Annotated in this window: 24 protein-coding genes; all 24 read right to left on the bottom strand. The window is 43.2% G+C overall.

Annotation, left to right across the window (positions count from 1 at the left end; translation table 11 throughout):
- Positions 1–10: 10 nt before the first annotated feature.
- Entirely contained in the window at positions 11–1,339 is a 1,329-nt protein-coding gene (locus HGO97_RS06310; RefSeq protein WP_216240424.1) for an ATP-binding protein, read from the bottom strand.
- The gene (locus HGO97_RS06305) at positions 1,336–2,055 is read right to left on the bottom strand and encodes a LytR/AlgR family response regulator transcription factor (protein WP_216240422.1); all 720 of its coding nucleotides are present in this window, start codon (positions 2,053–2,055) and stop codon (positions 1,336–1,338) included. The genes HGO97_RS06310 and HGO97_RS06305 overlap by 4 nt, the downstream gene beginning before the upstream one ends.
- A gap of 56 nt (positions 2,056–2,111) precedes the next feature.
- Positions 2,112–2,624, bottom strand: a complete 513-nt coding sequence (locus HGO97_RS06300; RefSeq protein WP_216240419.1) for an ATP-binding protein — start codon at positions 2,622–2,624, stop codon at positions 2,112–2,114.
- 75 nt (positions 2,625–2,699) lie between these two features.
- A complete protein-coding gene (locus tag HGO97_RS06295; protein ID WP_216240417.1) occupies positions 2,700–2,912 on the bottom strand; it encodes a helix-turn-helix transcriptional regulator in 213 nt (70 codons plus the stop codon).
- A complete protein-coding gene (locus HGO97_RS06290) occupies positions 2,912–3,226 on the bottom strand; it encodes a DUF6442 family protein (RefSeq protein ID WP_216240415.1) in 315 nt (104 codons plus the stop codon). Before HGO97_RS06290 ends, HGO97_RS06295 begins: the two co-directional genes overlap by 1 nt.
- Positions 3,227–3,525: 299 nt before the next feature.
- Positions 3,526–4,173, bottom strand: a complete 648-nt coding sequence (locus HGO97_RS06285) for a zf-HC2 domain-containing protein (protein WP_216240413.1) — start codon at positions 4,171–4,173, stop codon at positions 3,526–3,528.
- Positions 4,160–4,657 carry an RNA polymerase sigma factor gene (locus HGO97_RS06280; protein WP_216240411.1) on the bottom strand — a complete coding sequence of 166 codons (498 nt, stop codon included), beginning with the start codon at positions 4,655–4,657 and terminating at the stop codon, positions 4,160–4,162. Before HGO97_RS06280 ends, HGO97_RS06285 begins: the two co-directional genes overlap by 14 nt.
- A 646-nt stretch (positions 4,658–5,303) precedes the next feature.
- Positions 5,304–6,065, bottom strand: a complete 762-nt coding sequence (locus HGO97_RS06275) for a sensor histidine kinase (RefSeq protein ID WP_246597332.1) — start codon at positions 6,063–6,065, stop codon at positions 5,304–5,306.
- Positions 6,066–6,213: 148 nt separating this feature from the next.
- Positions 6,214–6,951 carry an ABC transporter permease gene (locus HGO97_RS06270; protein WP_216240408.1) on the bottom strand — a complete coding sequence of 246 codons (738 nt, stop codon included), beginning with the start codon at positions 6,949–6,951 and terminating at the stop codon, positions 6,214–6,216.
- Between the two features lie 12 nt (positions 6,952–6,963).
- On the bottom strand, positions 6,964–7,668 hold the full coding sequence (locus HGO97_RS06265) for an ABC transporter permease (RefSeq protein ID WP_246597331.1): 705 nt from the start codon (positions 7,666–7,668) through the stop codon (positions 6,964–6,966).
- On the bottom strand, positions 7,640–8,578 hold the full coding sequence (locus tag HGO97_RS06260) for an ATP-binding cassette domain-containing protein (protein WP_216240404.1): 939 nt from the start codon (positions 8,576–8,578) through the stop codon (positions 7,640–7,642). The genes HGO97_RS06265 and HGO97_RS06260 overlap by 29 nt, the downstream gene beginning before the upstream one ends.
- Before the next feature lie 97 nt (positions 8,579–8,675).
- Positions 8,676–9,362, bottom strand: a complete 687-nt coding sequence (locus HGO97_RS06255; RefSeq protein WP_216240401.1) for a response regulator transcription factor — start codon at positions 9,360–9,362, stop codon at positions 8,676–8,678.
- 79 nt (positions 9,363–9,441) lie between these two features.
- On the bottom strand, positions 9,442–10,716 hold the full coding sequence (locus tag HGO97_RS06250; protein ID WP_216240399.1) for a sensor histidine kinase: 1,275 nt from the start codon (positions 10,714–10,716) through the stop codon (positions 9,442–9,444).
- Positions 10,703–11,383, bottom strand: a complete 681-nt coding sequence (locus HGO97_RS06245) for a response regulator transcription factor (protein ID WP_216240397.1) — start codon at positions 11,381–11,383, stop codon at positions 10,703–10,705. The genes HGO97_RS06250 and HGO97_RS06245 overlap by 14 nt, the downstream gene beginning before the upstream one ends.
- A gap of 13 nt (positions 11,384–11,396) precedes the next feature.
- Positions 11,397–12,167, bottom strand: coding sequence for an ABC transporter ATP-binding protein (locus HGO97_RS06240; protein WP_216240395.1), 771 nt, complete (start codon positions 12,165–12,167; stop codon positions 11,397–11,399).
- Between the two features lie 24 nt (positions 12,168–12,191).
- Positions 12,192–14,573 (bottom strand): ABC transporter permease, encoded by a 2,382-nt coding sequence (locus HGO97_RS06235; RefSeq protein ID WP_216240393.1) that lies wholly within the window; start codon positions 14,571–14,573, stop codon positions 12,192–12,194.
- 139 nt (positions 14,574–14,712) lie between these two features.
- Positions 14,713–16,401 (bottom strand): ABC transporter ATP-binding protein, encoded by a 1,689-nt coding sequence (locus tag HGO97_RS06230; protein ID WP_216240391.1) that lies wholly within the window; start codon positions 16,399–16,401, stop codon positions 14,713–14,715.
- 71 nt (positions 16,402–16,472) lie between these two features.
- Positions 16,473–17,126 (bottom strand): TetR/AcrR family transcriptional regulator, encoded by a 654-nt coding sequence (locus HGO97_RS06225; RefSeq protein ID WP_216240389.1) that lies wholly within the window; start codon positions 17,124–17,126, stop codon positions 16,473–16,475.
- Between the two features lie 96 nt (positions 17,127–17,222).
- Positions 17,223–19,436, bottom strand: a complete 2,214-nt coding sequence (locus HGO97_RS06220; RefSeq protein ID WP_216240386.1) for an ABC transporter permease — start codon at positions 19,434–19,436, stop codon at positions 17,223–17,225.
- A gap of 5 nt (positions 19,437–19,441) precedes the next feature.
- Positions 19,442–20,122 (bottom strand): ABC transporter ATP-binding protein, encoded by a 681-nt coding sequence (locus HGO97_RS06215; protein WP_216240385.1) that lies wholly within the window; start codon positions 20,120–20,122, stop codon positions 19,442–19,444.
- Between the two features lie 73 nt (positions 20,123–20,195).
- Positions 20,196–21,380, bottom strand: coding sequence for a sensor histidine kinase (locus tag HGO97_RS06210; RefSeq protein WP_216240382.1), 1,185 nt, complete (start codon positions 21,378–21,380; stop codon positions 20,196–20,198).
- Positions 21,377–22,048: a response regulator transcription factor gene (locus tag HGO97_RS06205; RefSeq protein ID WP_216240381.1), complete on the bottom strand. Its 672-nt coding sequence runs from the start codon at positions 22,046–22,048 to the stop codon at positions 21,377–21,379. The genes HGO97_RS06210 and HGO97_RS06205 overlap by 4 nt, the downstream gene beginning before the upstream one ends.
- Positions 22,049–22,133: 85 nt before the next feature.
- Entirely contained in the window at positions 22,134–24,974 is a 2,841-nt protein-coding gene (locus HGO97_RS06200; RefSeq protein WP_246597329.1) for an ABC transporter permease, read from the bottom strand.
- Positions 24,975–24,977: 3 nt separating this feature from the next.
- Complete coding sequence (locus tag HGO97_RS06195) at positions 24,978–25,652, bottom strand: ABC transporter ATP-binding protein (RefSeq protein WP_216240379.1); 675 nt, start codon at positions 25,650–25,652, stop codon at positions 24,978–24,980.
- Between the last annotated feature and the right edge of the window lie 98 nt (positions 25,653–25,750).

Raw genomic sequence — 25,750 nt, 5'->3', positions numbered from 1 at the left:
CAAACTGTCCTTAAAACACTGGAAAACTGTCCCTGAGTTGTTGATAAAAAAGCATGACTCCCACGCTGAAACAGGAATTCTGATATTCATACTTCATGGTTCCATGATATTTTTCTGCCGCTGCTTTGACGCTTTTCATTCCCCATCCATGATACTTGCTGTCTTTTTTTGACGTCACAAGCATACCATCTTTTATAACCGGCTCATGGCTGCTGGTATTTGTAATTTTGATGATAATAAACTGGTTAATCCGCCGTATCGTAACCTTCAGCTCCCGTTTGGCCCCCTGGGGCTGCTTCATACAGGATTCTATCGCATTATCCATAAGATTGGTAAGAATGGTACATAAATCCACGGGATCAATGCTGCAGTCTTTCGGATATTCCGCATGTATCTCTGTATGAATCCCTTCTTTTTGGGCAGCTGCAATTTTCTGCCCCAATATATAATCTACCGTATCTATGCCTGTCCACCGTTTCTGAACATAGGCTGTACTGGCATTGTTGATTTTTCTCAGATAATCCTGTGCCTCTGCAACCTTGCCCTCTGCCAGATACCCCTGCAGCAAAGAGAAATGGTTGCGCATATCATGGTATAATTGTGCATTTGTTTCATACGCTTCCTCCGCTGTCCGGTAGTTTTTTTCCAAAATCTGATTTTGAAGAACTGTATCATCCTTCTCTTTCCTTATGTCACGCATCCTCATATAAAAATATCCGGAACAGACTATAAAAGCACAGCACACCCCTAAAATTGCCTGATAAGACTTTAATCCTAACGGAAAAACCATCTGGTTTGCCCAGTAAAGGACTATAAAGAAAAGGAAAGAGGAACTGAGCAGGGCTGCATAAGATACTTTCAAACGCAGCTTTACCGTTTTCAACAGGCGGCATCCCCCAACAGTAACTAGAATTTCTGCTGCTTTCATTCCAGCTATGATACAGATTCTTGTATCGCTGAATCCATGCAGCATTTTATACACCGCATCCTGAAATCCTATATTCTTAAGGACAAACAGGATGGTTCCCTCCAGAATATTCAGCCCTGTAGTAAAACAGATGGAAATAAATACAAATTCCCGAAACTTCCCCTTAAATAAAATGGCGCCCCCACAGGAAAGGGAAAAAACTGCATACACAATCGTCGGAAGGCTCAATGTAATACTGACCATGTTCAGCAAAAGGACTCCTGTTACAATCGCCAGGCAGACAAGCAGTGTCAATCCCACCTGTTTCTTACGTTGATATCTTGGCTGCGCGGCCGCATGTACGATGCAAAAATACAGCATGGTTTCAATCATGGTCGCAAGCCATTCGCACAGAATCTGAACCGCTGTCATAACAGTCCCTCCCAAAATTCAAGCATTGCGTTTTTAAACCCACTGCTCCCCGCTTTGCTGATACAAACAGATCTGTTATTCTGAAACAGAATACCCGTATCATCCATTCCGACTACATTGGCCAGATTTATAATACAGCCCCTGTCGGCAAAATAGAGATATTCTTTTTTCATCTCATCATATATCTGATTCAAAGACCTGCGTACCGCTATGGTTTCGTCATTTGCCAGATATAGAACTGCATATTTCCCATCCTTCAGAATATACAAGATGTCTCTGTATGGAATCTGCCTCACGTAATTTTTCACCTTTACAGTATAGTAATCGTTCCGCTCCAGGCTGTACAATTTAAAATAGTCCTCTAACGCTAACGGCAATTTTTCTTCCATCATACTTTTAGGAATATATCTGAAAACTGAAAATTCATAGGCAGTTATGGCATATTCCAAATGAGAGGTTATGAATATAATCTTTGCCCCTGGTATCTTGTTTTGAATGGTTTCAGCCAAATCCATTCCATTCACTCCGGGCATTTCAATATCAAGCAAGAGCAAATCGAAAAATATCCCATCCGTTAAATCATATAGCAGATTTTCACTCAACTGATAGCAGACTATATCGGTCTCTTTGCAATGGGTCCGGAAGTATAGTGCTGTCAGTCTTTTAACCTGTGTGGTCATTTCCTGTTCATCATCACAGATTGCTATCCTAAGCATATCGTCACCTCAATTACAATCTCAAATCTTTGAGCCCCAACAACTGGAATTTTTCACTACAAATCAATCTCTACATCGTACTTACCATCAATAAAAATATAATTAACATTGAACCTTTTTGCAAGTTCCAAAAACTGTGCATTATCTTCTAAAACGCTTTCCATAGTACACCATTCATCGTCTAAGCGATTTTCTACAGCATTTGCATACTTCTTGATATTGTCGAAATGATTTTTAATATAATTTTCACTCATTACAAGACAAAAATATCTAATGTTATCACGGTATTCTTTTGCAAAGTCTTTTTCCCAATCAAAAGGGATATAACACCCTTCAATAATAAGATTTTGCTTATTCTCTATGGCAGTTTTAATTATTTCACGAACAACAGGCCACAGATACTCTGTGAGCTTATTATCATCTTCAGGTGTAAGTTTGGTATAGCCGCTACGAATTAAGCCCATTTTCAAATGGTCTATTGATAAATAGGGATATTTATATCTTTCAAGAAGCTTCTGAGCAAGAACTGTCTTGCCTGTGTGAGAAGCACCAGTAATTAAAACTATCATTTTGTGTTCCTTTCCCATTCTTCAAATTCATATTTTCCAGTTCGTCAAACCGGAATTTATAGTGTCTTTGTGAAATCATTCATCAAAATAAAATAGCTCTTCAAATTTTTTATCAAGTGCTATGCATAAAATCAATGCCAATTTAGCCGTAGGACTAAATTGCCCAGTTTCAATGGAACTAATCGTATTACGAGATACTCCGACCATTTCTGCTAATGCTGACTGTGAAAGTTTATTTTCTGTTCTAGCTTCTTTTAAATTATTTTTTAAGATCAATTTATCATTCATTAGAACAATCTCCCACAAAACCTATAAAAATAGTAACCTGCTAATAATAAAAACACAATACCGCTAATTGCAGTCAATTTCTTTTTTAGTTTAAGCCCCTCATAAGTAAATGCAAGGCCTGCTGTACAAAATAAGATAGATATTATATCTGCAGGAGACTCTGCACGAAATAGTTTAATAACCATTATAATCAGACCTAAAACAATAAGCCCCCATAGAGAGAAGGCATCTCGTTTCGTGCGAATCACCTTTTCCCGTTCATCCCCATAAATATTCTCTTTTTTACTTCTAGCTAAAATTTCTTCTTTTTTCATTAATAGTATTTTCCCCTTTGTGCAAAGTTTTCTTGTCACTCATAGTATATCATTACCAAGTTTTCTTATCAATACTATTACCAAGTTTTCTTTACAAAGATGTTGAATGAAAGAAAATAAAGCAAAAATTGAAAAATTCTCGACATTCCCTCTCTTATAAAAAATCCCAGGAGATTATTCCCCTGGGATTGCTTCAAATTTGTATCCGACATCTCGGACTGTATGGATGTACTTCGGATGCCGCAGATCCGGCTCCCACTTTTTACTCAAACTGCGGATAAAGCACTGGATAACTTATATCAATCACCCCAAATCAACTCCGAATTTTCAACAATAGCTGCATAGTCCGCCAAGCCTTCCAACTCAAACTCACCATAATATATCTGATCAATCTCTTCTTTGTCCCCTAAACAAAAGGTATTTTTATAATCATCTTTTTTAAGAATTGGTTGAATGTATTTTGACCACGGTGTTTCATAATAATAGAATACTGTTATGTTTTTTTCGCTTCCATTTATTTTTGTTTTGGACGGGGCAAGAGATACTGTCCCTGCTAAATTTTCATCTTGATAGGTAGCATAAAGTTTTCCGTCTACTTCATCAATACTGATTATATCATTACCATATGGAATACAGGTTTTCGTTAAAATCGCATAAGAATGTAAACCAACAGCTATAAGAATGGTAGCAATTATAGTACTTATCAAAATAATTGTATTCTTTTTCCGCAAATGCGATTTCAGTTTTTTGAATACCCTTGCTTCTGAAAGCTGGATATTTCTATTTGACGGTAAAATAATATCTTGTTTCAAGATTTTCGCCTCATTTCTACAAGAACCACAATAACTTAAATGTTCCTCTACCATTTCTTTCGTATCATTACTCACAACACCATCTAAGTAAAGAGGAAGCACATCTTTAATAATATCACAACTAATTTTTTTCATGCTCTATCGCCTCCATATATTCTAATATTTGTTTTTTAGCTCTATAAAAAGTTACTCTTGCCCAACTGGGGCTTTTCCCAAACAATATTCCAATTTTCTCAAATGGCAATTCTCCAAATACCCGTAAACTAAACACTTCTTTATATGGCTCGTTCATGTCATGAAGAAACTGGTGAATGAGAAAAGCGTTTTCTTCCTCTACAAACTGCTCTGCAAAATCAATTTGCACATCTGCAACATTTTCGGAGATCTCTTCATCTGCATAAATTTTTTGCCGTTTACAGAATGTATAATATGTATTTCTTGCAATCGAAAATAACCACGCCCGAATATCCTTTGCTCCATCAAATGTATCTATAGATTTTAGTGCCTTTGTAAAAGTTTCTTGCGTCATTTCTTCGGCAATATCTTCATTCGCTGATAGGCTACATAAATATAAAAAAACATCTCGAAAATAAGATTTATAGATTTGTTCAAAGTCCACGCCTCTCACCCCCTCTCACTCTATTAACTATTAAGTTCCAAAAACGTTACAATATTTTATCAGAAAATTTTTCTATTTTTATCTAACCAAAAGTTTATTGTATTTACTAGAGAATTTCAAGCATCGCATATCTACTTACAAAGTAATACGTTCAGACATTCAGAATAAATTCTGTAGAGCAATTCACCATATTTCTCGAAAACTCTTTCTGCAGAGCTTTGCCTATGTAAGTCCGTCATAGTTCACTCCCTCAAATATTTGTGACTCAATAAAAAAATCCCAGGAGATTACTCCCCTGGGACTACTTTCATACACATGTACAATACCCAATTATTTTTCTTCTTTCTTATCTTTCTTTTTTTTACTCCACCAAGTACCAGCCAATGAACATCCTCCGCCTAAAAGAAGCACAATGATTAAAATATATACCCATATATTACCCATTCTTATTCCTCCCTTCCAGACATTGTGTTCTATTGTAAATCTTAACTTTCCTTTGGCAATATACTAAAATCCAACCGAAAACTGCTTTACCACAATAAATGGACACCTGCGGTCGAACTCTGTAACCGTCGCAAAAGCAAGGTCAAAACCATAGTATTGCCAGTCTATCATCAGCAGGTGCAATAAGGCAATTTGACCTCCATCATAATTCCAGCGTAATTGATAATATATCTGCTTTCAAATCAGCATAAACCGTTCCTCCCAGCTTATCCGTCAGTATTTTCACAATGTTAAGGCCCAGTCCTGTCCCCCCATTGTGTCTGGATTTATCCCCTGTATAGAATCGCTCAAAAAGCCGGTTAGGATTTAATTCTGAAAAGTTATGAACCGAATTTTCAATCCGAAACACGACTTTTCCATTTTCTTTTTGAAAGAGAGTGATTCTTATGATTCCAGAAGAGTACCGTATCGCATTGGTGAGCAGATTTTGAATCATTCGCTCCACCGTGCCTTTATCCGAGTTAATATATATAGAATAATCTGGCAGGTCAACTTGTGGAGAAAGATTTTTAGTTTCCAGAGCGGGTGCATTTTCCGTAATCAAATTGATGAGTAAATTGGAGAGATTAAAAGTTTCCATGTGTAGAACAATCTGCTCTGCATCAAGCACTGAAAGGTCATAAAAGTTCTCCAATAGTTCTTTCATTCTTTCGGCTTTCCCTAAGACAATTTCTACCCGCTGTGCCTGCCCATCCTCTAAATTTTCTTTTTTCAGGAGCTGCATGTGTCCTAGTATGACCGTCAGGGGCGTGCGCAGATCATGGGATATGTTTGCAATCGACTCTTTGAGGTATTCTTCATGCCCTAAGGCACTTGCAACTGCCTGTCTCTGCCTTTCATTATATCTGTTCAGTGTCCCGGCTAATTGTTCTAAATCCTGATCGATCAAGGAGATGTCTAACATTTTTTCTGTTCTTTTCTCCGACAGTTCATTCACTTGTTCCGTAAGACTGCGAATTTGCTTTTTGAGCCGTATATGCCGGAACAATAACAGGAAGAACAGCCCGCCCGTTATTAAAAATAATGCCTCTATATCAGACACCCCCTTTCATTTACTTTAATTCACATCTGCTAAAGCATATCCAGGAAAGAAAAGTCAATATACTTATCCAAATCACACCGATAGCAATTGGCAGTGGCTGGAGAAACATGGTTGTGCTGACAGCCTCCCTGATCTGATAGAGAACTAAAAAGGAAACCGGCAGTTTCAACATCATTCCATACCCTAGGTACAGACTCAGTAAAAAAGTGATCATAGCAGTCACTGATACCGCCTTCACAGAACTTCGCAGACAAATGCAGATTAAGACTGCCATGAGAAAAACCGCACTGTTCAGCAGAACTGAATAGAAAGCTGCTTTTACTATTTGATAAAGGATCTCTCCAAAATCAGCAATCCCAAAGCGTGTAAATTCTCTGATACAACCGGCAACAGGATAAACCAGCGCCATAAAATTAAAGGCAGTCAGATACGCAGCTACTTTACTGATGAAAATTGTTTTTCTGGAATGACCAGCACTTACTTCCAAATCCACTGTCCGGCAGGAAAACTCCTGTCCCAAAATGAGAGAAAGAATGCTGGAAACAATAATAAGAAGAAAAGTAGAGTCATAAACCATCCCATTAAAAAAATCGGCAAGTGTAGCCGCCGCTCCCCCGGTTGGTCCCATCACTTCCATAGCATAGGTATCAGCAGTCAAAAAACCCAGGAAGAAAATCCCAGCGATACCACACCAGTAAAACAAATTATGCGTTAGCTGATATCGTTCCATTTTCAATAAATTTCCCATGTAAACCCCCTCCTACTTCAAATCAGAACGTCGGAATTTTAAATACGCCCCTATATACAAAACGGTAATCCACAAACAATCTATGAAAAGAATGTTGTCAGTTCGGGTTGACGCCTGTTGCAATGAGATGAGCCGAAGCTGCCCCATCGGCAATGCCCGTGAAATCACCTGTGACTGATCTCCGTTCAATATAAATATCGTCAAAAAAAACAGAACCATCGGAACCGCCAGTGTTTTCCCCATATCACCAAAGAGGAAGCCTAAGAAAAAGGGCAGCATACACATAGCCATCACAGAAAAAACGATAGTCAAAATGGTGAAAAAATTGCCATCTGCCGTTTGCAGATGCTGGTTTCGGCAGACAGACCCAAGAATTCCATGAATAAGCAGCGGAAAAAGCAATATTCCTAAACAAGCCACCTGGTATGCCAGCATTTTTGCAAATAATACCTGTCCACGGCTATGTCCTGCATTCATATAGGTTTGTAATGTTCTTTGTCCAAAATCATTTCCAACAAATAAAGCAGCAAAAACAATCGTCAAAAAATAGAGCAAAGGGATATTAAACAGGGACGCCAAAAACAAACTCGAGGCATTTTCCGTACTGTCCAGGAGCAGCACGCTGCTCAGCAGAAAATTGAATCCTGCAATGCCCCAAAAGTACCAGCTATGGACCAATTTATAAAATTCACTTTTCAGGAGATTTGACACTTTCATTCCCCCCTATTTTATTCAGAAAATAATTTTCCAGTGTATCGCCGGACACCGAAAGCCCTGTAACAAGAATATGGGCATCGGAAAAAACGGATGCAACTGTTTCGATATCGTCCAGATAATCGTATAAGCGAATCACTCCATCTGGCATTAACTTAAAGTTTTCTGTATGCAGCTTTTCTTCCAGAACCAGCAATGCGTTCTGCGGATCTGTTGTTCTGAGTACAATATGGCGTTTGCACCTCTCATTCAGCTCATAATCAGATAGCTCTTCTATAATCTTTCCCTTGTCTATAAAAATGAATCTGGAAGCAGTTTGGTACAGTTCCTCCAGAATATGGCTGGATACCAGAATTGTCATGCCATATTCCTTGTTCAAAGATTTTAATAGATTTCTAATTTCCACAATTCCAGCCGGATCAAGGCCATTGACGGGCTCATCCAGAATAAGAAATTCCGGTGTGTTTAAGAGTGCAATTGCAATGCCCAGGCGCTGCCGCATTCCCAGAGAAAAATTGCGGACCCTCTTTTTCCCTGTCTCTTTTAAACCGACCATGTGTAACGTTTTTTCAATGACTGCCCGGTCAGGAATTCCACGTTGAATCCGCTGTACCTCCATGTTTTGGTATGCCGTCATAGTAGGAAACAGTGCGGGCGTTTCAATCATACATCCAATCCGTTTCCGCTGCGCCTGAAGCCCGGCCGTTCCAGATTCCCCCCATAAAGTGATCGTTCCGTCTGTCGGAAAAGAGAGCCCTGTTACGATCCTTAATAATGTCGTCTTTCCAGCACCATTCTGACCGATAAAACCATAGATTTTCCCCTTTTCAATCTGCAGGTCAATCTGGTCCAAAGCTGCAGTCTGTTTGTATTTTTTTGTCAGACCATGCGTTTCCAAGATAATTGAATTCATCTGCAAAACCTCCTTTATGTTTTCACTATAAAAGGCAATCATAAAGAATTTCTTAAATGCTGTCTGAAAATCCTTAAAAATACATAAAGCTAAGAGCTTACCCCTTAGCCTTATGCAGACGATAACCGATCCCCCATACAGTATCTATATATTCCCTGTCTGGGCAGACCGCTTTTAGTTTATTCCGTAAATTGCTGATATGGACATTTAATGTGTTGTCCTCGCTAATATATTCCATATTCCAGACACTTTGGAACAGGTTTGCTTTAGAAAAAACTTTTTCAGGGAATTTCATCAACAATTCTAAAATGGAAAATTCCTTTGCCGTCAAAGATAATTCAATCCCCTGTAGAATGGCCGTATTTCTTTCCAAATCCAGTTCTAAGCCATCATACTGCAAACAGCCCTGTAAACCACACTGAAACTGCACCCGGCGTAGATTGCTTTCTATTCTGGCAAGCACTTCCTCCATATCGAACGGTTTGGTAATATAATCATCTGCACCAAGCCTCAACAGATCAATCTTATTTTGTGTCATTTCTTTTGCAGAAATAATAATAACCGGAATCGTAGACTGCCTGCGTATCTTAGCAAGAACTATATCTCCACTGCAATATGGCAGCATAATATCAAGTAATATCAGATCGATCTTGTTCTCGTTAAGGCAGTCCAAAACATGAAGCCCATCATATAAGCAAAACACCTCGTATCCGTTCTCCTTTAAGAACCCGGACAGCAGCCCATTTATTTCTACATCATCTTCAACAAGCATTATTTTATACACAGAATTTAACCTCATTTCTAAATCGTCTTTTTCATTCTACCTTTTTAGTTTTTGCTCCCATCAAAATTATGACAAGGCTTCACCGAAATACCAGCACAATTCCCATCCCGTCCTTCTCCCTCTCAGCAAATACTTCCCCATCCATCTTCCGCATGATCTCCCGGCAGATATAGAGTCCCAGCCCGCTGCCCTGCTGCCCAAGACTGTTGGTTCCTCTGAAAAAGCTCTCGAAAATATGATTAAAATCATTCTCCGACACAGCCTCCCCCGTATTAAAAATGCGGATGAGCTGGCAGAAATCTTCCTCATAAAAACTGATCTCGATTCTTCTGCCATCTCCGTATTTAAAGGCATTTTCCATCACATTGTCAAACACTTCCAGTATGCGGTCAAGATCCCCGCGCACCAGTCGGTTCTCATATCTGCCGATCTGCAGCTCCACCATTCGTACAGCACACATTTCCACGTAGGTATCTGCCAGGCGCTTTACCAGTTCCTCCAGATAAAATTCTCCCATCTCCACCTGGATATCTAAAATATCTTCCTTTGAACTTCTTATGATCTCGGCCACATATCCCTCAATTTCTTCTGCTTTTGCGCTGATCTGCCGGGCAGCATGGAGCTTCTTCTCCTCTGTATCGTAGAGCCCCTGCTCCAGGGCTTTCCCGTAAAGCCTGATGGTCCCAAGAGGTGTCTTCATATCATGGGACAGGGACAGCAGCATTTTTTTCTTTTCCCTTTCCAGCTCAAGCCTCCGCTTTTTCGTTACTTCTAGCGTATCCTTTAACTGGGCGATTCCCCAGAGAAAGTCTCTGAAATACCTGTTTTTCTCCTGCTTTACCTCACCTTTCAGATGGCCTTTTGCCAGCTCATAAGGCAGCTCTCTTACCCGGTTGAACGGGCGGATGACCCGGTATTTCAGATACAGTAAAATCCCCAGCACAAACACCGCCATAATAGCAAGAGCAGCCTGCGTGGTCACCATCACACCACCCAGGCTCATATTTTCTTCCCTGTATGAAAACCGCAGATATCCTTTCAGGCTGCCGTCCGTATACCAGGGTTTTATCACACTGTTTCCGTTACTTACATCACTGTAAAATGCCTCTGACTTCTCCCGGTCTGCCACGTCTGCAAGGGACAGACTGTCAATTCTGTATACATCCCGAAACCCACTCAGATTTACTTTTTCCGGGTGTGTCCCCGCTGATATGGTATGGTACAGACGGTTGATCTCCACCCTGAATTCTCTGTCTCTGTGCTCCTGCATCCGGAAAAGGATCTGACCTGTTCCCAGAGCCAGCAGCAGATAGAGACATACCGCTGCCGCCAGAATCCTGTTATATTTCCTCATACCGGTACCCCACACCCCAGACAGTCTGAATGCGCCTGGGCGCCCTGGGGTCTTCCTCTATTTTGTTTCGCAGCATTCTGATATGCACCGTCAGCGTCTGATTCTCACTGAAGCTGTCCATCCCCCAGATCCGGTCAAAGAGATACTCCTTGTGAAGTGTTCTCCCCGGATTTTCGGCCAGTAACAACAGCAGTTCGTACTCTTTTACATTCAGCTCCACTGCCTGATGATCCCGGTAAACCTTCCTTGCATTCCTGTCTATGGTAAGGCCGCCTGATACCAGATAGTCCGTCTCGCTTCTGGTCCCGTAAGTTCTCTGCAGAAGCGCCCGCACCTTAGCGGTCAGCAGGTCCGGGTCCACAGGCTTTTCCATATAGTCATCCGCTCCCAGGCCGAATCCGTTCAACTTATCATCCTTTTCTGCTCTGGCACTCATGATCAATATGGGGATATCCCCCTTCTCACGCACTGCCCGGCAGACGGCAAAACCGTCCATGCCAGGAAGCATGATATCGAGGAGCATGATCTTCACACTGTTCTCTTTCAGATATGCCTGTGCCTCCTCCCCGGTAGGTACAGGATAGACAGTTAATCCGTCTTTTTCCAAAAATGTCTGCAGAAGCTCTGCCAGCTCCCTGTTGTCTTCCACCAGCAAAATATCTTTCATACAAATCCTTTCTTTACCAGCCCAGCTTGACCAGCCAGTCATTCAGTGTACGCTCTCTTACCCTCATATCCTGGTCTTTCTGCCATTTCCCAAGCGTGATGTCCTCCCGGATATCACCGTCCTCTATATAAAGCACCCGCTCACAGCGCGCCGCCACCTTCATATCATGTGTGACCAGAAGGATACTGGTCCCGTCCAGGTTGATGCGGTTCAACTCATCCATAACCTCTATCGAATTTTGTTTATTCAGCGCCCCGGTGGGCTCATCCGCGAAAATGATCTTGGGCTCATTGATCAGGCTCCGGCAGATGCAGGCCCTTTGAAGCTGCCCGCCGGATACCTCGTTGATATCATTGTCCGCCACCTCACTGATTCCCAGCTTCTGCATCAGTATCTTTGCCCTCTCATTAACAGCCGCCCTGCCTTTCTTTGTCTTTCCTCCAGATGTCTGGTAGGCCGGCATAATAATGTTATCATAAATAGAAAGATTTTTCAGCATATACATCTGCTGAAACACAAATCCCATTTCTTCCAGCCGCATATCACTGATCTCATTTGCAGTAAGCCCTGTCATCTCTTTTCCAAAGAAATCCACCTTTCCTGCAGTGGCATCATCCATACCGCTGACGGTGTAGAGAAGGGTCGTTTTACCGGAACCGGAAGGTCCCATAACAGCCACCATCTCCCCTTGTTTTATCTCCAGACTGACATTCCTTAGAACATTATTCTGACGCTTTTCTATGATATATGTTTTACACAGATTTGAAACTTTCAAAGACTCCATTTTTCTCTTCCTCCACCTGAATTTTTACTCTATATTATTCATTTCACGTATATGGATCTGTTTCACTTTTCCGGTTGCAAATATGGTGGCGGCAATAATTCCTACCATAAGAATTCCCGGATAGACACCGTACACCTGCCAGGGCACGACCTGGATCTTTACATTCGCTCCCATGATGGCAAAGATGGGTCTAAGCATAAACCGGTTGCTCAGAAGAGACATAGGAACTGCCGCTATCATAGATAACAGAACTACCCAGACCATACGCAGGATCTGCCACCTGCGGATACTCCAGTTGCCAAATCCCACACTTTTCATCATGGCGATCTCCCCCTTCTCCCTTACAATAAACAGCTTCTCCATGAGAGCGGTAATCAGCATGATGATCGCGCAAAGAAGGCCGGTCATAGGCATCAGAAGCTTTGCCAGGGAATCCTGTATCCCGCCCACGTTCTGGTCAACAAGGGACTGGGCGTCATTCCACTCATAAGAAGGAAAATCCTTTTTCAGGTCATGGGCCAGCTCCTTTTGTGTCTTATCCGTCTTCATATCCACAAGGATATTCCAGTAATCCGCCATCATCTCTTCCTTCATATCGATCACAGGGTTCAGCCTGCCGGACTGTCCCATCTGCATATAGTCCGTGTACGTCCCTGTTATAATAAATTTTTCTGCTTTGCCGCCGATATTCACATCTACCCAGTCTCCAATGTTCCATTTATTCTGCTTTAACACCGCCTCGGAGAGGGCGATTTCATTTTCCAGTCTGGGGGCTTTTCCTTTGTCATAGAGCAGATAATCATTGTTCTGTCCCAGGTTTTGTAACAACAAAAGCTTCTGGTCTGAAACAGTACCATTTTTGGAGACTTTCAGAAAATAAAACGGAATGCCAGTAAGCTCTGCATCATATCCCTTCTCCTTCATCTCCTGCTTTACACGCTGCATTCCCTTCAAAAGGTCATCTTTGTATCTGTAATTTCCCTCACCTGCATTCCCGATTCTTCTCACATACACGGCGCTGTCAGGATCCAGGGCAAACTTGACAACCATCTCCCGGCTCCTCATGGTATTGATGGTATTCAGCGGTATGGTGATCAGCACAAAACTGATGCAGAAGGTGATCATAAGCACCAGATACCGCCTCATATGAGTGAGTATATCGTTCAGCCCCAGAAACATGGGAACAGACATTTTCCCTCTCCTGTTCAGTCTGATTCCAGTTCTTCTTCCGAATCTTTCCCCTGTCTTTCCGCTTCTGATGGCAGAGATGGCTGATATCTTATCCAGCTTTCCGGTACTGGTATAGCAGAAAAGCATTACCAGCAAAACAATGCATCCGGAACATATAAAATTGACCCACAGGTTTGAGCTACTGTCCTCCATGATCATATTTCTGCTGACACTGTCCACCATGGCCCTGCTGACCGGAATACTGGCCGCGAAGCCCGCCACAGTGCCTGCCGACACAAGAACCAGGTATTTTAAGAGGTATACCTTTTTCACAGCAAAATTCCGGAATCCCACTGCCTTCATGATTCCGATTTCCCGGTATTCCTCCTCCATGGTGAACACCAGCGTAAAGCGTAGTACCAGCAGAGCAATGAGAATCAGGCAGATTCCAATCAGGATCAAAAGCGCTGCCATAATCATATCAAAAGAATAAATCATCTTATACGCACTCTTTGAGATTGTGTTTAAAACAGTGCTAAAATCCTGGCTGTTCAGTTCTTTTACAAATTCTGTCTCCTTGTCAGTCATGACGCAGAACATACGGATATTCTCTGCCTTCTCATCCTTCCGGAATGTTTCATAATCCTCTTCGCTGACAATGATCCGGTTCATTCCGGACATGTCACTCCCGAACGCCGCGTCCTTCATCTGCCGGGAAACCGTCAGGTCCATTTCGGTCTTCCCCACTGAGATGGAGATCTTATCCCCTGCCCCCAAATGGTTTCTCTCCATGGCATCCCTGGTCATGGCAGCTTCCCCTTTTTTCAGGGAAAATGGTTTCCCCTCCATGTCAAAAACTTTGCAGTAATCCATACCTGCAGCGGCTAAATATATGCTGGTGCCTGCCGTGTCGTATTTCTTTTTCTTTCCGTTTTTTATGGACTTTACATTCTGGTCACTGAGCGCGATCATACGGATGTCTCCGTATTCCTTCACATCCTCCGCCCCATCGTCCAGCCACTCTTTGACTTTCTCTTTCTCCGAATCTCCCTTCACAAAAATGTTCACATCCGGGACCCTGGAAAACTCCATATAATAACCGATTGCCGAACTCACCACCAGGATATTGTTCACACTGCTGGACAGAAAGATCGTGGCGATTGTGATGAACAGAAACAATATCACATTAACCCCTTTTCTTCTGAGCAAATCTTTCTTTAATATTCTGTAAAGCATCTGACTATCCTTCCCTTTCCTGTTTTCTGAGAGGATTATAACCCGGGAATTATGAAAAAATCCTTAAATCGGGGATTTTTCCTGTTTCGTGTATCATATCATAAATGCTGTACAAATCTCATTCTTTTTGTATGAATTATCATCCCTTCTCTTTATTAAGCATAAAGAAATGTACGAATGTCTCGTTATTCTCTAATAATTCATCAAAAGTTCCCATGGTACATTTTCCCTTTTCCATAAAGATGATTTTATCGTAAGCCTGGAGCAGATCAGGGTGAAAAGAATGAGTAATTGTAAGAACTGTAAGTTCCTTTATCGCAAGCAGCCTGCTTTCAATATCAAATGCCGTCTGCAGATCAATTGCCGAAGTGCCTTCATCCAGAATTAAAATGGGCTTATCCTGAACCAACGCCCTCGCAACTGCGATACGCTGCCGCTGCCCGCCGGATAAACTGGCACCATTTTCTCCTACATTCGTGTCAATAGTCCTGTCCGCATCAAGAAAGTTCTCTACGCCGCTCACCTCCAAGGCCCATTTCATTCTTTCATCCGGAATATTTCTATACAGGCATATATTATTCCGTATGGAAGAATCAAACATATAAACATTCTGATGAATCACGGCAATCATCTCATTGAGCTTTTCTATATCAAGTTCATGCAGTTCTACCCCGTCATACAAAATCTCACCCCTGTAATGAGCGAAATACCCATTTAACAGATTAATCAGCGTTGTCTTGCCGCAGCCGCTTTTTCCGATAACAGCGTATTTTTTTCCTCTTTCAAAACTGCAGTCCGCTCCATTCAATATGTCATTTCGATTCTGGTATTTGAACGAAACGTCCTTTACTGTAATCTTGTTATCAAATGTCGGCTCTTTTTCTCCGGTCATCGTAACACACTGGTATTCACTCAACTCTCTGAGCCGTCTGATAACCGACTTTGTCCCCTGGATTTTGGGTATGCTCTGGGATAAGATTTGTATGGGGTTCACAATCTGCCCCGAAACCTGCAATACCCCCACCAGCACACCAACTGTAATATTCCCTTTGATAATGAGATAAACCGCTACACAAAAAACCACGATTAAAACAGCAGAGCTCAACACAACGGAAACGGACTCTACCGCGGCAGTAATTTTATCTACGCCGTATTTTGACTTTGTGGTAATCTCATTTTTGCTGTTGAATGATTGCTCAAAGCAGTCAATCATTCGAAAGGATTTTATAATCTCAAAACCTGACATGAAATCCTTGACTGCAATGGTTAACTCTGCCATCCTCTTTGAAAGATTGCACTGCCTTTCTTCCAGGACTTTATTAAATAAACCCGGAATTACAGTAAGCAGGATGAGCAGTGCTATAAGCGTTGCAAAAATAATGGGACTGAAATAAATGAGTATAACAGCAGAAGCAGCCAGTTCCACTGCTCCCAGCAATCCCTGCAGGAGAGGCGTGCAGTAATGATCCTCAATGAGCTTAATGTCATTTGTTAAAGCAGATATATAATCCGCGGAATTCACTGACCGGAAATCAGAAATATTCCTTTTCAATATTCCCTGGAATACATCAAACCTTAATGCCTGCGTAACCCGGCAGATAATTCTCTTACACAAGGCAGCATAGCAGAAATGGATCAATCCGCACATCACGATATAGACTGAAGTAAAAATAACCATCCGGATAAAAGCAGATATATCCTTTTTCACTGCAATATCAATTAATTGTTGAACCATAATTGCAAAAAAGGCAGACATAACTGAGAATATCGTACCCGTAAAGATTGCCGCCGCCAGACTCTTTTTGTTCTGTGAAACATACTTTTTCATAAAGCCCTCCTTTTCATACATATAAATGTATGTATATGTGCTAAAATTAACTGCCATTTAAGGCAGTTAATTCATTCATTTTCATGTACCTTTTTAAATATTGCCATGATTAAACCCTTTGTATCCTGATCCAGAATCGGCAGTCCGACACTGACCAGAGCCGTCGAAAAGGTATCTATTACATTTTTAAACTCCACTTCATCACCAGATTGAGAATATTGTGGAGAAACCCACATGGTCACTAAATAGCTGACCATCTCAGCAGCCTGTGTGGGACAGGATACCTGCAGTGAACCATCTGCATTTCCTATCTCAATCAGCTCCTTTATATAGGGAATAATAACTGTCTTACAATCCTTGATCTGCTTTGCTATAAGCTGCGGGCTTTCCCTGACGGAATCAGGGATCTGCTTCACTAATCTGATACTGTCCTCATTAGTCAAAAATAAAAGTAATACCTTTCTCAACATCTCAAGACCGCTCAAATCCCCATCATTTTTTACTTTTTCAAAAGGATTTTCGTTTGTGAACATTCGGTCTGTAACAGCATCAATAATGTCTTCTTTAGATTTAAAGTGATGGTAGAACGCTCCCCTTGTCAGGTCACCTAAATCATCAATAATATCTTGTATCGTTGTGTTATCCCACCCCTTTTCTACAAAGAGCTTATATGCGGAATCTAAAATACGCTGTTCCGTTATTTCGGGGTACTTATTTCTTGCCATTTTGTTCTTTCACCGCCTTACATACATTTATATGTATCTATGCTACCACGGTTATCTTCCAGTGTCAAGTTTATCCCTTCTACATGTTTATCCCTTCTACATCATCGTATCATCCCGCAATGCTTCTGCCAGATTGATTTTACGCACATTCCGCCAGCCAAGATAATAAGCAAGCGCCACCGTTCCCACTATGCCCAGCATGAAAACAGCAATCGGAACAAACGGAGCCTCGGCTAGAAAGATTTCAACTTCAAGATAGCTTGCCTTCAACAGATAACCAACTGTAATTACTGCCAGCGGAATGGTAATTATAATCGGACGCCCTGCAATGACCAGAGCTTCGATACAGAACATTTTTCTAATCTCTTCCGGTGTCAGTCCCACAGACATATATCTGGCAAACTCTCTTTTTCTCTGGCGGACAAAGCCCAGTGTGTTTGAAAATACACTGCCAGTCCCAATGATTGCAAGCAGTACACAAAAACCGCCGAAAATGGCCATCATGCCCTGAACCTGCCTGTCATTCGACTCTTTTTTCAGAATTCTGTTTTCACTTTCCGTGACATAAGCTCCTGCAACAATCCGATTGATTTCTGCCTGCAGTGTATTCAATTCCTCCAGATCTGCATTTTCGTTTCCCAGAACACAGATGTAAGAATCCTCCCCGGCATCCGCAATCTGCCCTTTGATTTCCTTCCACAGGGACATGGGAATAAAATGTACCAGTTCGTAATAATCTACAGTTGCATATTCTTCTCTCAAAGCAGGGACGTGCTCTGTGTAGGACAGAACAGGGATTTCTACCCCGGTTCCTTCTTCGCCGGATTTTCTCAAAATACTGACCGTATTGCTGCCTTTTACATAGGGCATATAACGTGGGTGCCTGAAATCCGGGTTCGTCACATCGCGGATCTGATTTCGTATGACAGCCCCATCGAGACGTGGTGTAATGCCAATCTCCTCACAGTAATCCTGAAAACTGGCATCATCCAGTATCATGATAGGGGCATTGACGCTCCAGCCCGCTTCCGTCTGCACAGCATCATTACCCGAAGCATGAGAAAAGCCTCCAAAGGATTTCATCTCATCACTTATTTCTTCCTCTGTGATGATTGTTTCTGCCGCTGCTTTTTGATATACGATAGCACTTCTCACACCGGGAAGTGTTTGTATTTCTTTCGTTTCTGCAAAAGAATCTGCTTCCGTATCCTTTACCGTAACCATGATGTCCCAGACATCCTGATATTTTTCAAAATATGTCTCTCTTGTACTGATTCCTGAAAGTGTAAAGAAGCACTGCATAAGCGTAAACGCCATGAATGAGAATATCAGGGACAGGGATGCTGTCCGCAGGGCTTTTCGCTGTGCTTTTAAGGCATTTCCTGCCAGTTCTCCTTCCATGCCAAATATAAACGTAAGTACAGGTGATTTTTTTTTCCGTTTGAGCATAAGCTCCCCTGTATTTTTAATCGCTTCCAGTGGCGTAAGCCTGCTTAACTTTCTTGCCGGCAGCCATGCAGAAATCCATATCGTGAACACGGTTACAAGAAGCGTCAGGACAAGGACAAGCGGATGATATCCAAAAACCGCCTGGTGTCTGCCTGACACACTGCTTCCCAACAGAGTATTGACCATCTGTATCAGCACCATACTAATCCCGATTCCCAGCAGATTCCCTGCTATAACCGGTATGGCGCAGAGTGCCGCCGCTTCCTGCAGCAGACATACCCGGATCTGTTTCGGAGTGGCTCCAATACTAGAGAAAATGCCAAACTGGTGAATTCTTGCATTCATGGATACTGCAAAGGAATTGTGGATAATCACAATCAGGGAAAGAGATGCCATTCCCATTATGATGAGAAACATCGGGAACAGTAGTCTCGGCGCTGTATCCTGCGGGCTGCGGATCAGATACATTGCCAGAAGTTCATAATTATAAATCGCTGTTTCCGGGGAAATTCCGGCTATTTCGGCAATTCGGGGCGTATCTTCCAATACCGCGTCCATATCATCAAAATAGAGATCCAGAACTGTTTCATGTCCCTGTGCTGCCTTCTCGTTGACGACTGCATCTTTGACACGTGCAAAGTTTTTAATGGCTTCTATATCCCCGGGATCTATATCTCCTGCAATACGGCTCTGCCATCCACCTTCTTCCAGCTGAATCCTCTCCACTTCATATTTCCATGCATTATAAAACAGACCACAAAGCAAGGATAACAGAAGAGCCGAAATAAATGCCGCTATCATGACAGCGATGCCCGAGGAACGATTATTTTTTATATATCCGGATGAGTAATCTTTCCACATATCTCTTACCTCCGCCATTCATCACTGATGATATGCCCATCCTCGATCGTGATAATGCGCTCTGCCTCCAGAGCCACCTTTTCATCATGGGTGATCAGCAGAATGGTCTGGTCCAGATTCCGGTTGGATAATTTCAGCATATCGATGATCTCTTTTGAATTTTTCTGATCCAGATTTCCAGTCGGTTCGTCTGCCAGAAGTAAGGCAGGCCGGTAAATGAGGGAACGTGCAATCGCAACCCTCTGCTGCTGCCCGCCCGACAACTGGCTCGGCAGAGCCTCCAGTTTATCAGAAATGCCAAGAGATCTGACAACCTTTTCAAAATATTCCTTATTTGGTTTCTTTTTATCCAGTGTAAGGGGCATCAGAATGTTTTTTTGCACGGTAAGTGTAGGAATCAGATTATAAAACTGATACACAAGCCCTACTTTTCTCCGCCGGAATATTGCGGCCTGTGTAGGATTTAGTTTAGAAAGGTCTGTCCCATCTATGGTTACCGTCCCACTGGTAGGTCTGTCTACACTGCCCAGAATATGCAGAAGCGTGGATTTTCCGGAGCCGGACGCTCCGATAATCGCTACAAATTCGCCTTTGTTGACTGTCAGATTGATTCCGTCCAGTGCAGTCACCTGATTGTTGCCGGAACCGTACACCTTACGGACCCCTTCGCAAGTTAGAATGTTCATTCGCATCTTACCTCCTGCTATCATGTTTTAAAAACTTCTTATCAGCTTCATTATAGCAAATGAAAATTACAACTTAGTGACTGTAGAACCGAATTTCAAAACAGGCTCCGGCACCCTTTTTATTACTGGCCCGTATGGTTCCATTCTGACGCTCAATGATTTCTTTCGCCAGCGCAAGCCCGATTCCGATGCCTCCTTCATGGGCATTATGTCCACGATAGAAACGTTCAAAAAGATAGGGGATATCCTCTTTCAAAAATCCCTCTCCCTCATCCCAAATCTTGATTTCCGTATAGAGCGGATTCTGTTCATAAATGCAGTGAATGGTTCCACCCGGATGATGCTCCATACAGTTTTTCATCAGATTCATAACTGCCTCCATTGTCCAGTCCAGATCGACGCTTACCGCCATCCCGCCCAGTTCTGGAATATCCACATAAGTCCCTGTCTCTGTTAATAATTCCTGCAGGTTGTCTGATGCCAGAACAAGTATGGTAAAAACGTCGACCTCTTCCTTTTGGAAAATCAGTGTGCCCGCATCAAGACGTGATAACACAAGCAGTGCTTCCTCCAGATGACTGAGCCTGAGAAGCTGCTTTTGTATCTGCTCTGACTTATTTTTACTATTATCTTTCTGCATGGTCTGCAAAGACAAAGAGATTGCAGTAATCGGGGTCTTGATCTGATGTGCAATATTGGACAGATTTTCTGCAAAACCATTTCTTGCCTGTACCGCCTCCTCCTTTGTCTGATAGAGAAACGTAACTGTCTTATAAATTTCATCTTCCAATTTAGAAAAGTCATCCTCTCCGGTTGTTGAAAGGATGACGGCTTTTCCTGTATTCGCCTGTTCCAGATATTCTGCCAGAGCCTGAATACGCACAGCTTCTTTTTTATTACGATACAAAAGGGTAACGGTCAGAAGAAGAAATCCTGCCAATGCTCCTGCTGCCACAAATAAATAATTCCCTCTGTGCTGCAATTTCGAAAAATCAGAAATACGGTATCCCAATGCGGATAACACATCCCCCTTCGCCGTCCCGTCCGCATTTCCACCCGTATATTCCTTCAATGCGGCGGAAATAATTTTTTCTGCTCCCGGATCCTGCTCCAGCACTTCCCCACAGACCGAATTCAGCAGATCAAACTGCATCCGGCTGTCATAATGAGCGGTCAGCATGACAGCAAATGCAGAACATATGAAACTGACAGATAACACAAGTCCAACCGTGACCAGGATGTTTTTTCGCCCACTCATATCGTATCCTCCATACGGTATCCTACACTTCTGACTGTCTTTAGACAGGATGGCTGGTTTAATTTATCCCTCAGACGCTTCATTGTAACTGTCAGAGTGTTGTTATTCACATAGTTTCCCTTCACATCCCATACCTGCTCTAAAATTCTCTCTCTGGTAACAGTTTTTCCCTTATTCTGCATCAGGTACAAGAGCAGTTCATATTCAGCCAGACTCAGATTCACTTCCTCCAAATGCAAAGTAACTGTTCTGCGGTTCTGGTCGATGATAATCCCATCACAGGAAAGATACTGTTCAGCCGCATTACGTGTCCTGCGCAGTAATGCCAGTATACGCGAATACAATACTTCCAGTTCAAAAGGCTTTACCACATAATCGTCCGCGCCATTTTGAAAACCCGATACAATGTCAGGGGAGTCGCCGCGAACTGTGAGAAAGATAATCGGAAGCTCCATCCAGTTCCTGCGGATCCAACTGCATAAATGATCCCCATGGCCGTCCGGCATATTCCAGTCCAGAAGAATCATGGCCGGCACATGAATTTCCAGGGCTTGTTTCACTCCTGCAAGCGTATCATATATCGTTACTTTAAAATTTTTCTGTTCCAGATATTCTTTCACAATCGTTGCAATATTGGGATCATCTTCGGCATAATATAAATCAATCATCTCAATTTTCCGTCCTGTCTTTTTGTATCTATTATAGCAGGATAAAGTTACAGTTGCGTGACTAATTTTGTGGCAGCCATATCCATCACTTACTTCTCTTTAAACCACGCACCGCCGCTTCTGTCACCACCAGGCAGATCACCGCAAACCCTAATAGAAGCGCAAGCTCCCACCCAATCGGATACTGGAAATCAAAGTAGGAAAGCTTTGTCTCCATATAAAGCGAGATCCACCTCAGAATCCCGTTCCCTGCCGTCAACGTCAGGATTCCTACCAGCCCGCAGTAATATCCGCCCTCTATTAAAAACATTTTTCGCATCTGCTTTTCTGTCATCCCAATATTATACATCACTTCCAGTTCCTTTTTCCGCGTCAAAATCCCGGTAATCACAACATTAAAGTAATTGGTAAGGCCCGCAAACAGAAGCACTGCGCTGATGCTTCCCAGGATCAGCCGGGTGCCGCGTATATAGGCCGCTGCCTCCGAGAGCAGATCTGATTTACTGATATAGAAAATCCCTGCCTCTCCAATTCCACCATCCACATCCGTCCCAACTGCCTGCGCCCGGCTCATATTTTCCAGTGAGACGATCTTCTGGATATCACGTTTGATCTGAGGCTCCTTTTCTTTCTCCACATTCAGTTCCATATACAGGGTCTTCTTTTGTATCGGCAGCTTCTCAAATCCCTCCTCGCTGATCAGATAGTAAATGTTTCCCTCTGATCCGTGCCACGTCTGCCGGATATGTGGGAATCCCTCTGCCTGGTTATCCAGATAGCCGCTGATACGAAAGGTTTCCGATTGTTTTCCGTTTCCTTCTCCTTTGTCCACCGCTGCATCCCTTTCCTTCGGTGTCATCTGGTTCCAGCGTATTCTCTCCTCTTTTGATAACAGACCGGTAAAAAATACAGGCTCCCCCACACTCTCCTGTGCCAGCTTTTCCTGCGCTGGCGTCAGCTGATGGTCATGAAGAATCATAACGCCCCTTCCCTGCTCCAGACTCTTTATATCCACCGGGAGTTTTCGTTCGGTAACATAACGTTTCAAATCCGCCATTTCTTCTCTGCTCAAAATCTGAATCACATCTTGATTAAATCCCTCGATCATTTCAAACCCGGAGTCATAGCCGTAGCCTACGCCCTCTTTTTCCCCGGCCCCCGCATCCTCACCCTGAGATTCCGCCGTCTCACTCTGCATGGGCCGGATGCCTTTTCTGGAAATCGTAGAGATCATATACGCCCCTTCCATGATATAAGACCGCTCCTGATCCACGCCATCCAGATTCAGCAGCTTTGTTTTCACGTCCGGGGAGATCGGTGAAAATTCATCATAGTCATTTCCATACAAGAGTGTAAATGCGTCCCCTTCTGTCTTCATAGGGTCCTCCCCGGCATCCCGTGACTGATACTCACTGCCGTATCCCATCTCCTGTCCCCAACTGCTGAACTGACCTGCAATCAGAAAATCAGGACGTTTTTCTATCACATGTGCATAATCGCTTCCGGAAGTGACCACCGCCACTCCGAGAAATGCCTCCACTCCAAGAAACAGGGAAAGTACGGTCACCAGAAAACGTCCCCGGTATCTGTTCAGATTCTGCCATGCCATATACCACAGTTCCAACCTTACGCTTCTCTTTTCTCGCTTTGTCTTTCTGTCCTTTCCTGTCCCCTTATCCGCCTTTTTTCCAGCCCTTTTCCTGATCTTCAAGCCTGTATAATGCATCGTTTCTACGCAGGATGCATTGACCACGCGATGGACCACTCCTGCCGCCACGCTCATGGTCAGCAGGATGACAAATATCGCAGAAGCCGCCAGAATCTCCGGGCGGAAAATCACAAGCTCTTTTGCTCCGCCATATTCATTCAGATATTGTTTTCCCAAAATCCGGGGAAGAACAGCGAGCAGTATTCCGGCGGATAGAAACGCACCTATGCATACTCCCGGGACCAGTATTCTTAAAATCTGTCCATAATATATCTTCCGAATCTGTTTTCTCGTTGTCCCGATCGTGTTCAAAAGCCCCAGCTGCCGCACATCCCCTGCCATGGAAATCTGCATCACATTGTAGAGCAGGAAGAACATGCCGCTTAAGATCACAACTGCCCCAAGGGCCGCCATCCCATAGCTTCCTGCAAGCTGACTGACCGCATCATATGCAAAAGTGTTGGAAGCTGAAACTGCCTGTCCCGAACTCTTCATCGGTACATCCGTGTACAATTTTTCTTCCGCCTCCTGCCAGTTGATATTGTCTGACTGACAGATTAGTATATCCGCTTTTTCATCCGGATCATAGCCCCAGTCCTCTAACTTTGCCTCCGCTGCATAAGCCGGTGCTGCATGAGACGCCCCATCCGTATAATCGGTAAACCACCCGCTTAACTGAAACTCCTCCTGCCTGGTTTCAAAAAGCCCCATCGATACTTCAAGACTGATTAACATTCCTTTTTCAGGATTGTCAATGTCCAAATTCTTAAGTGTTCTCTTAGATAGCATGATTTCCTGCGGTTTTTCGGGATATTCCCCGTGGATTCCGGTATAGGCTGGCTTCATCATCTTTTCCCAGGCATTCTCATCCAGCCACTGTACCTGACAGACAGCCTCTCCTCCCGATGCCGCCTCACCCACACTCACACGCCTTCCCGCCTGTTTTACATAACCAAGCCCATTGACGATCGCATACTGGGACTCATCCGCATCCCGAATACATACCGAAGCGGTTGTCCCCGCCGCCCGCGCTGCCTTTGTACACTCGGCCCGGACCTTTCCATAAGAAATGCCAAATACCATGGTCAGCGTGACCGTACATAAAATTACTGCTCCCAAAAGGATCCGGTTCCTGCCCCGATTGCTTTTCCCAAATTCTTTGGAAAGCATTTTGATGACAAAGTTATTATTGTTTGGAGTAAATCCTTTTCCTGCCATAGTTTACCCCTCCTGTCCGGCGATCCGCCCGTCTTCCAGCCGGATGATACGGTCTGCCATCTGTGCCACCTCTTCCTGATGAGTGACCACGATCACAGTCTGGTGGAACCTTGCGGCGCAGGACTTTAGAAGCCCCACAACGTCCATGCTGGTTGCGGAGTCAAGGCTTCCCGTCGGTTCGTCTGCCAAAAGAATTGCCGGTTTTGTCAAAAGTGCCCTGGCGATTGCCACCCTCTGCTGCTGCCCTCCTGATAAAGTGTCCGGTAAACGCCCCAGCTCTTCACGGATTCCAAGAAGCCCCGTGATTTCCTCCAGCAGTGTTTCATCAATTTCAGCCCCGTCCAGCCTCAGGGGCAGAACAAGATTTTCGTAAACATTGATTACCGGAACCAGATTATACTGCTGGAATACAAAACCAATGTTGCGCCTTCGGAAAACCGTCCGCTCCTCTGGTTCCATATCTCTCAGACTATTTCCGCGGATCCATACGCCCCCTTCCGTAGGGGTATCCAGACCCCCCAGCATATTCAGCAAAGTCGTTTTTCCACTGCCTGAAGTTCCGATAACCGCCACAAATTCCCTCGCTTCAATTGAAAAAGACACCCCGTCCAGCGCATGAACCTCGTAGGTGTCCGTGATATAATATTTTTTCAGACCTGCTGCCCTTAACATCTCCATAAAGTGCATTCTCCTCCTGTTTTCCGTTGATACATTGAAAGTGTGTCTGAAAATTCATCCTGGCAAACTGTGAGGCACAGCTTACCGGAAATCCATTT

The organism is Faecalicatena faecalis, from assembly GCF_012524165.2.
Taxonomy (GTDB): Bacteria; Bacillota; Clostridia; order Lachnospirales; family Lachnospiraceae; genus Faecalicatena_A; species Faecalicatena_A faecalis.
This window is presented reverse-complemented; position numbering and strand designations above follow the sequence as displayed.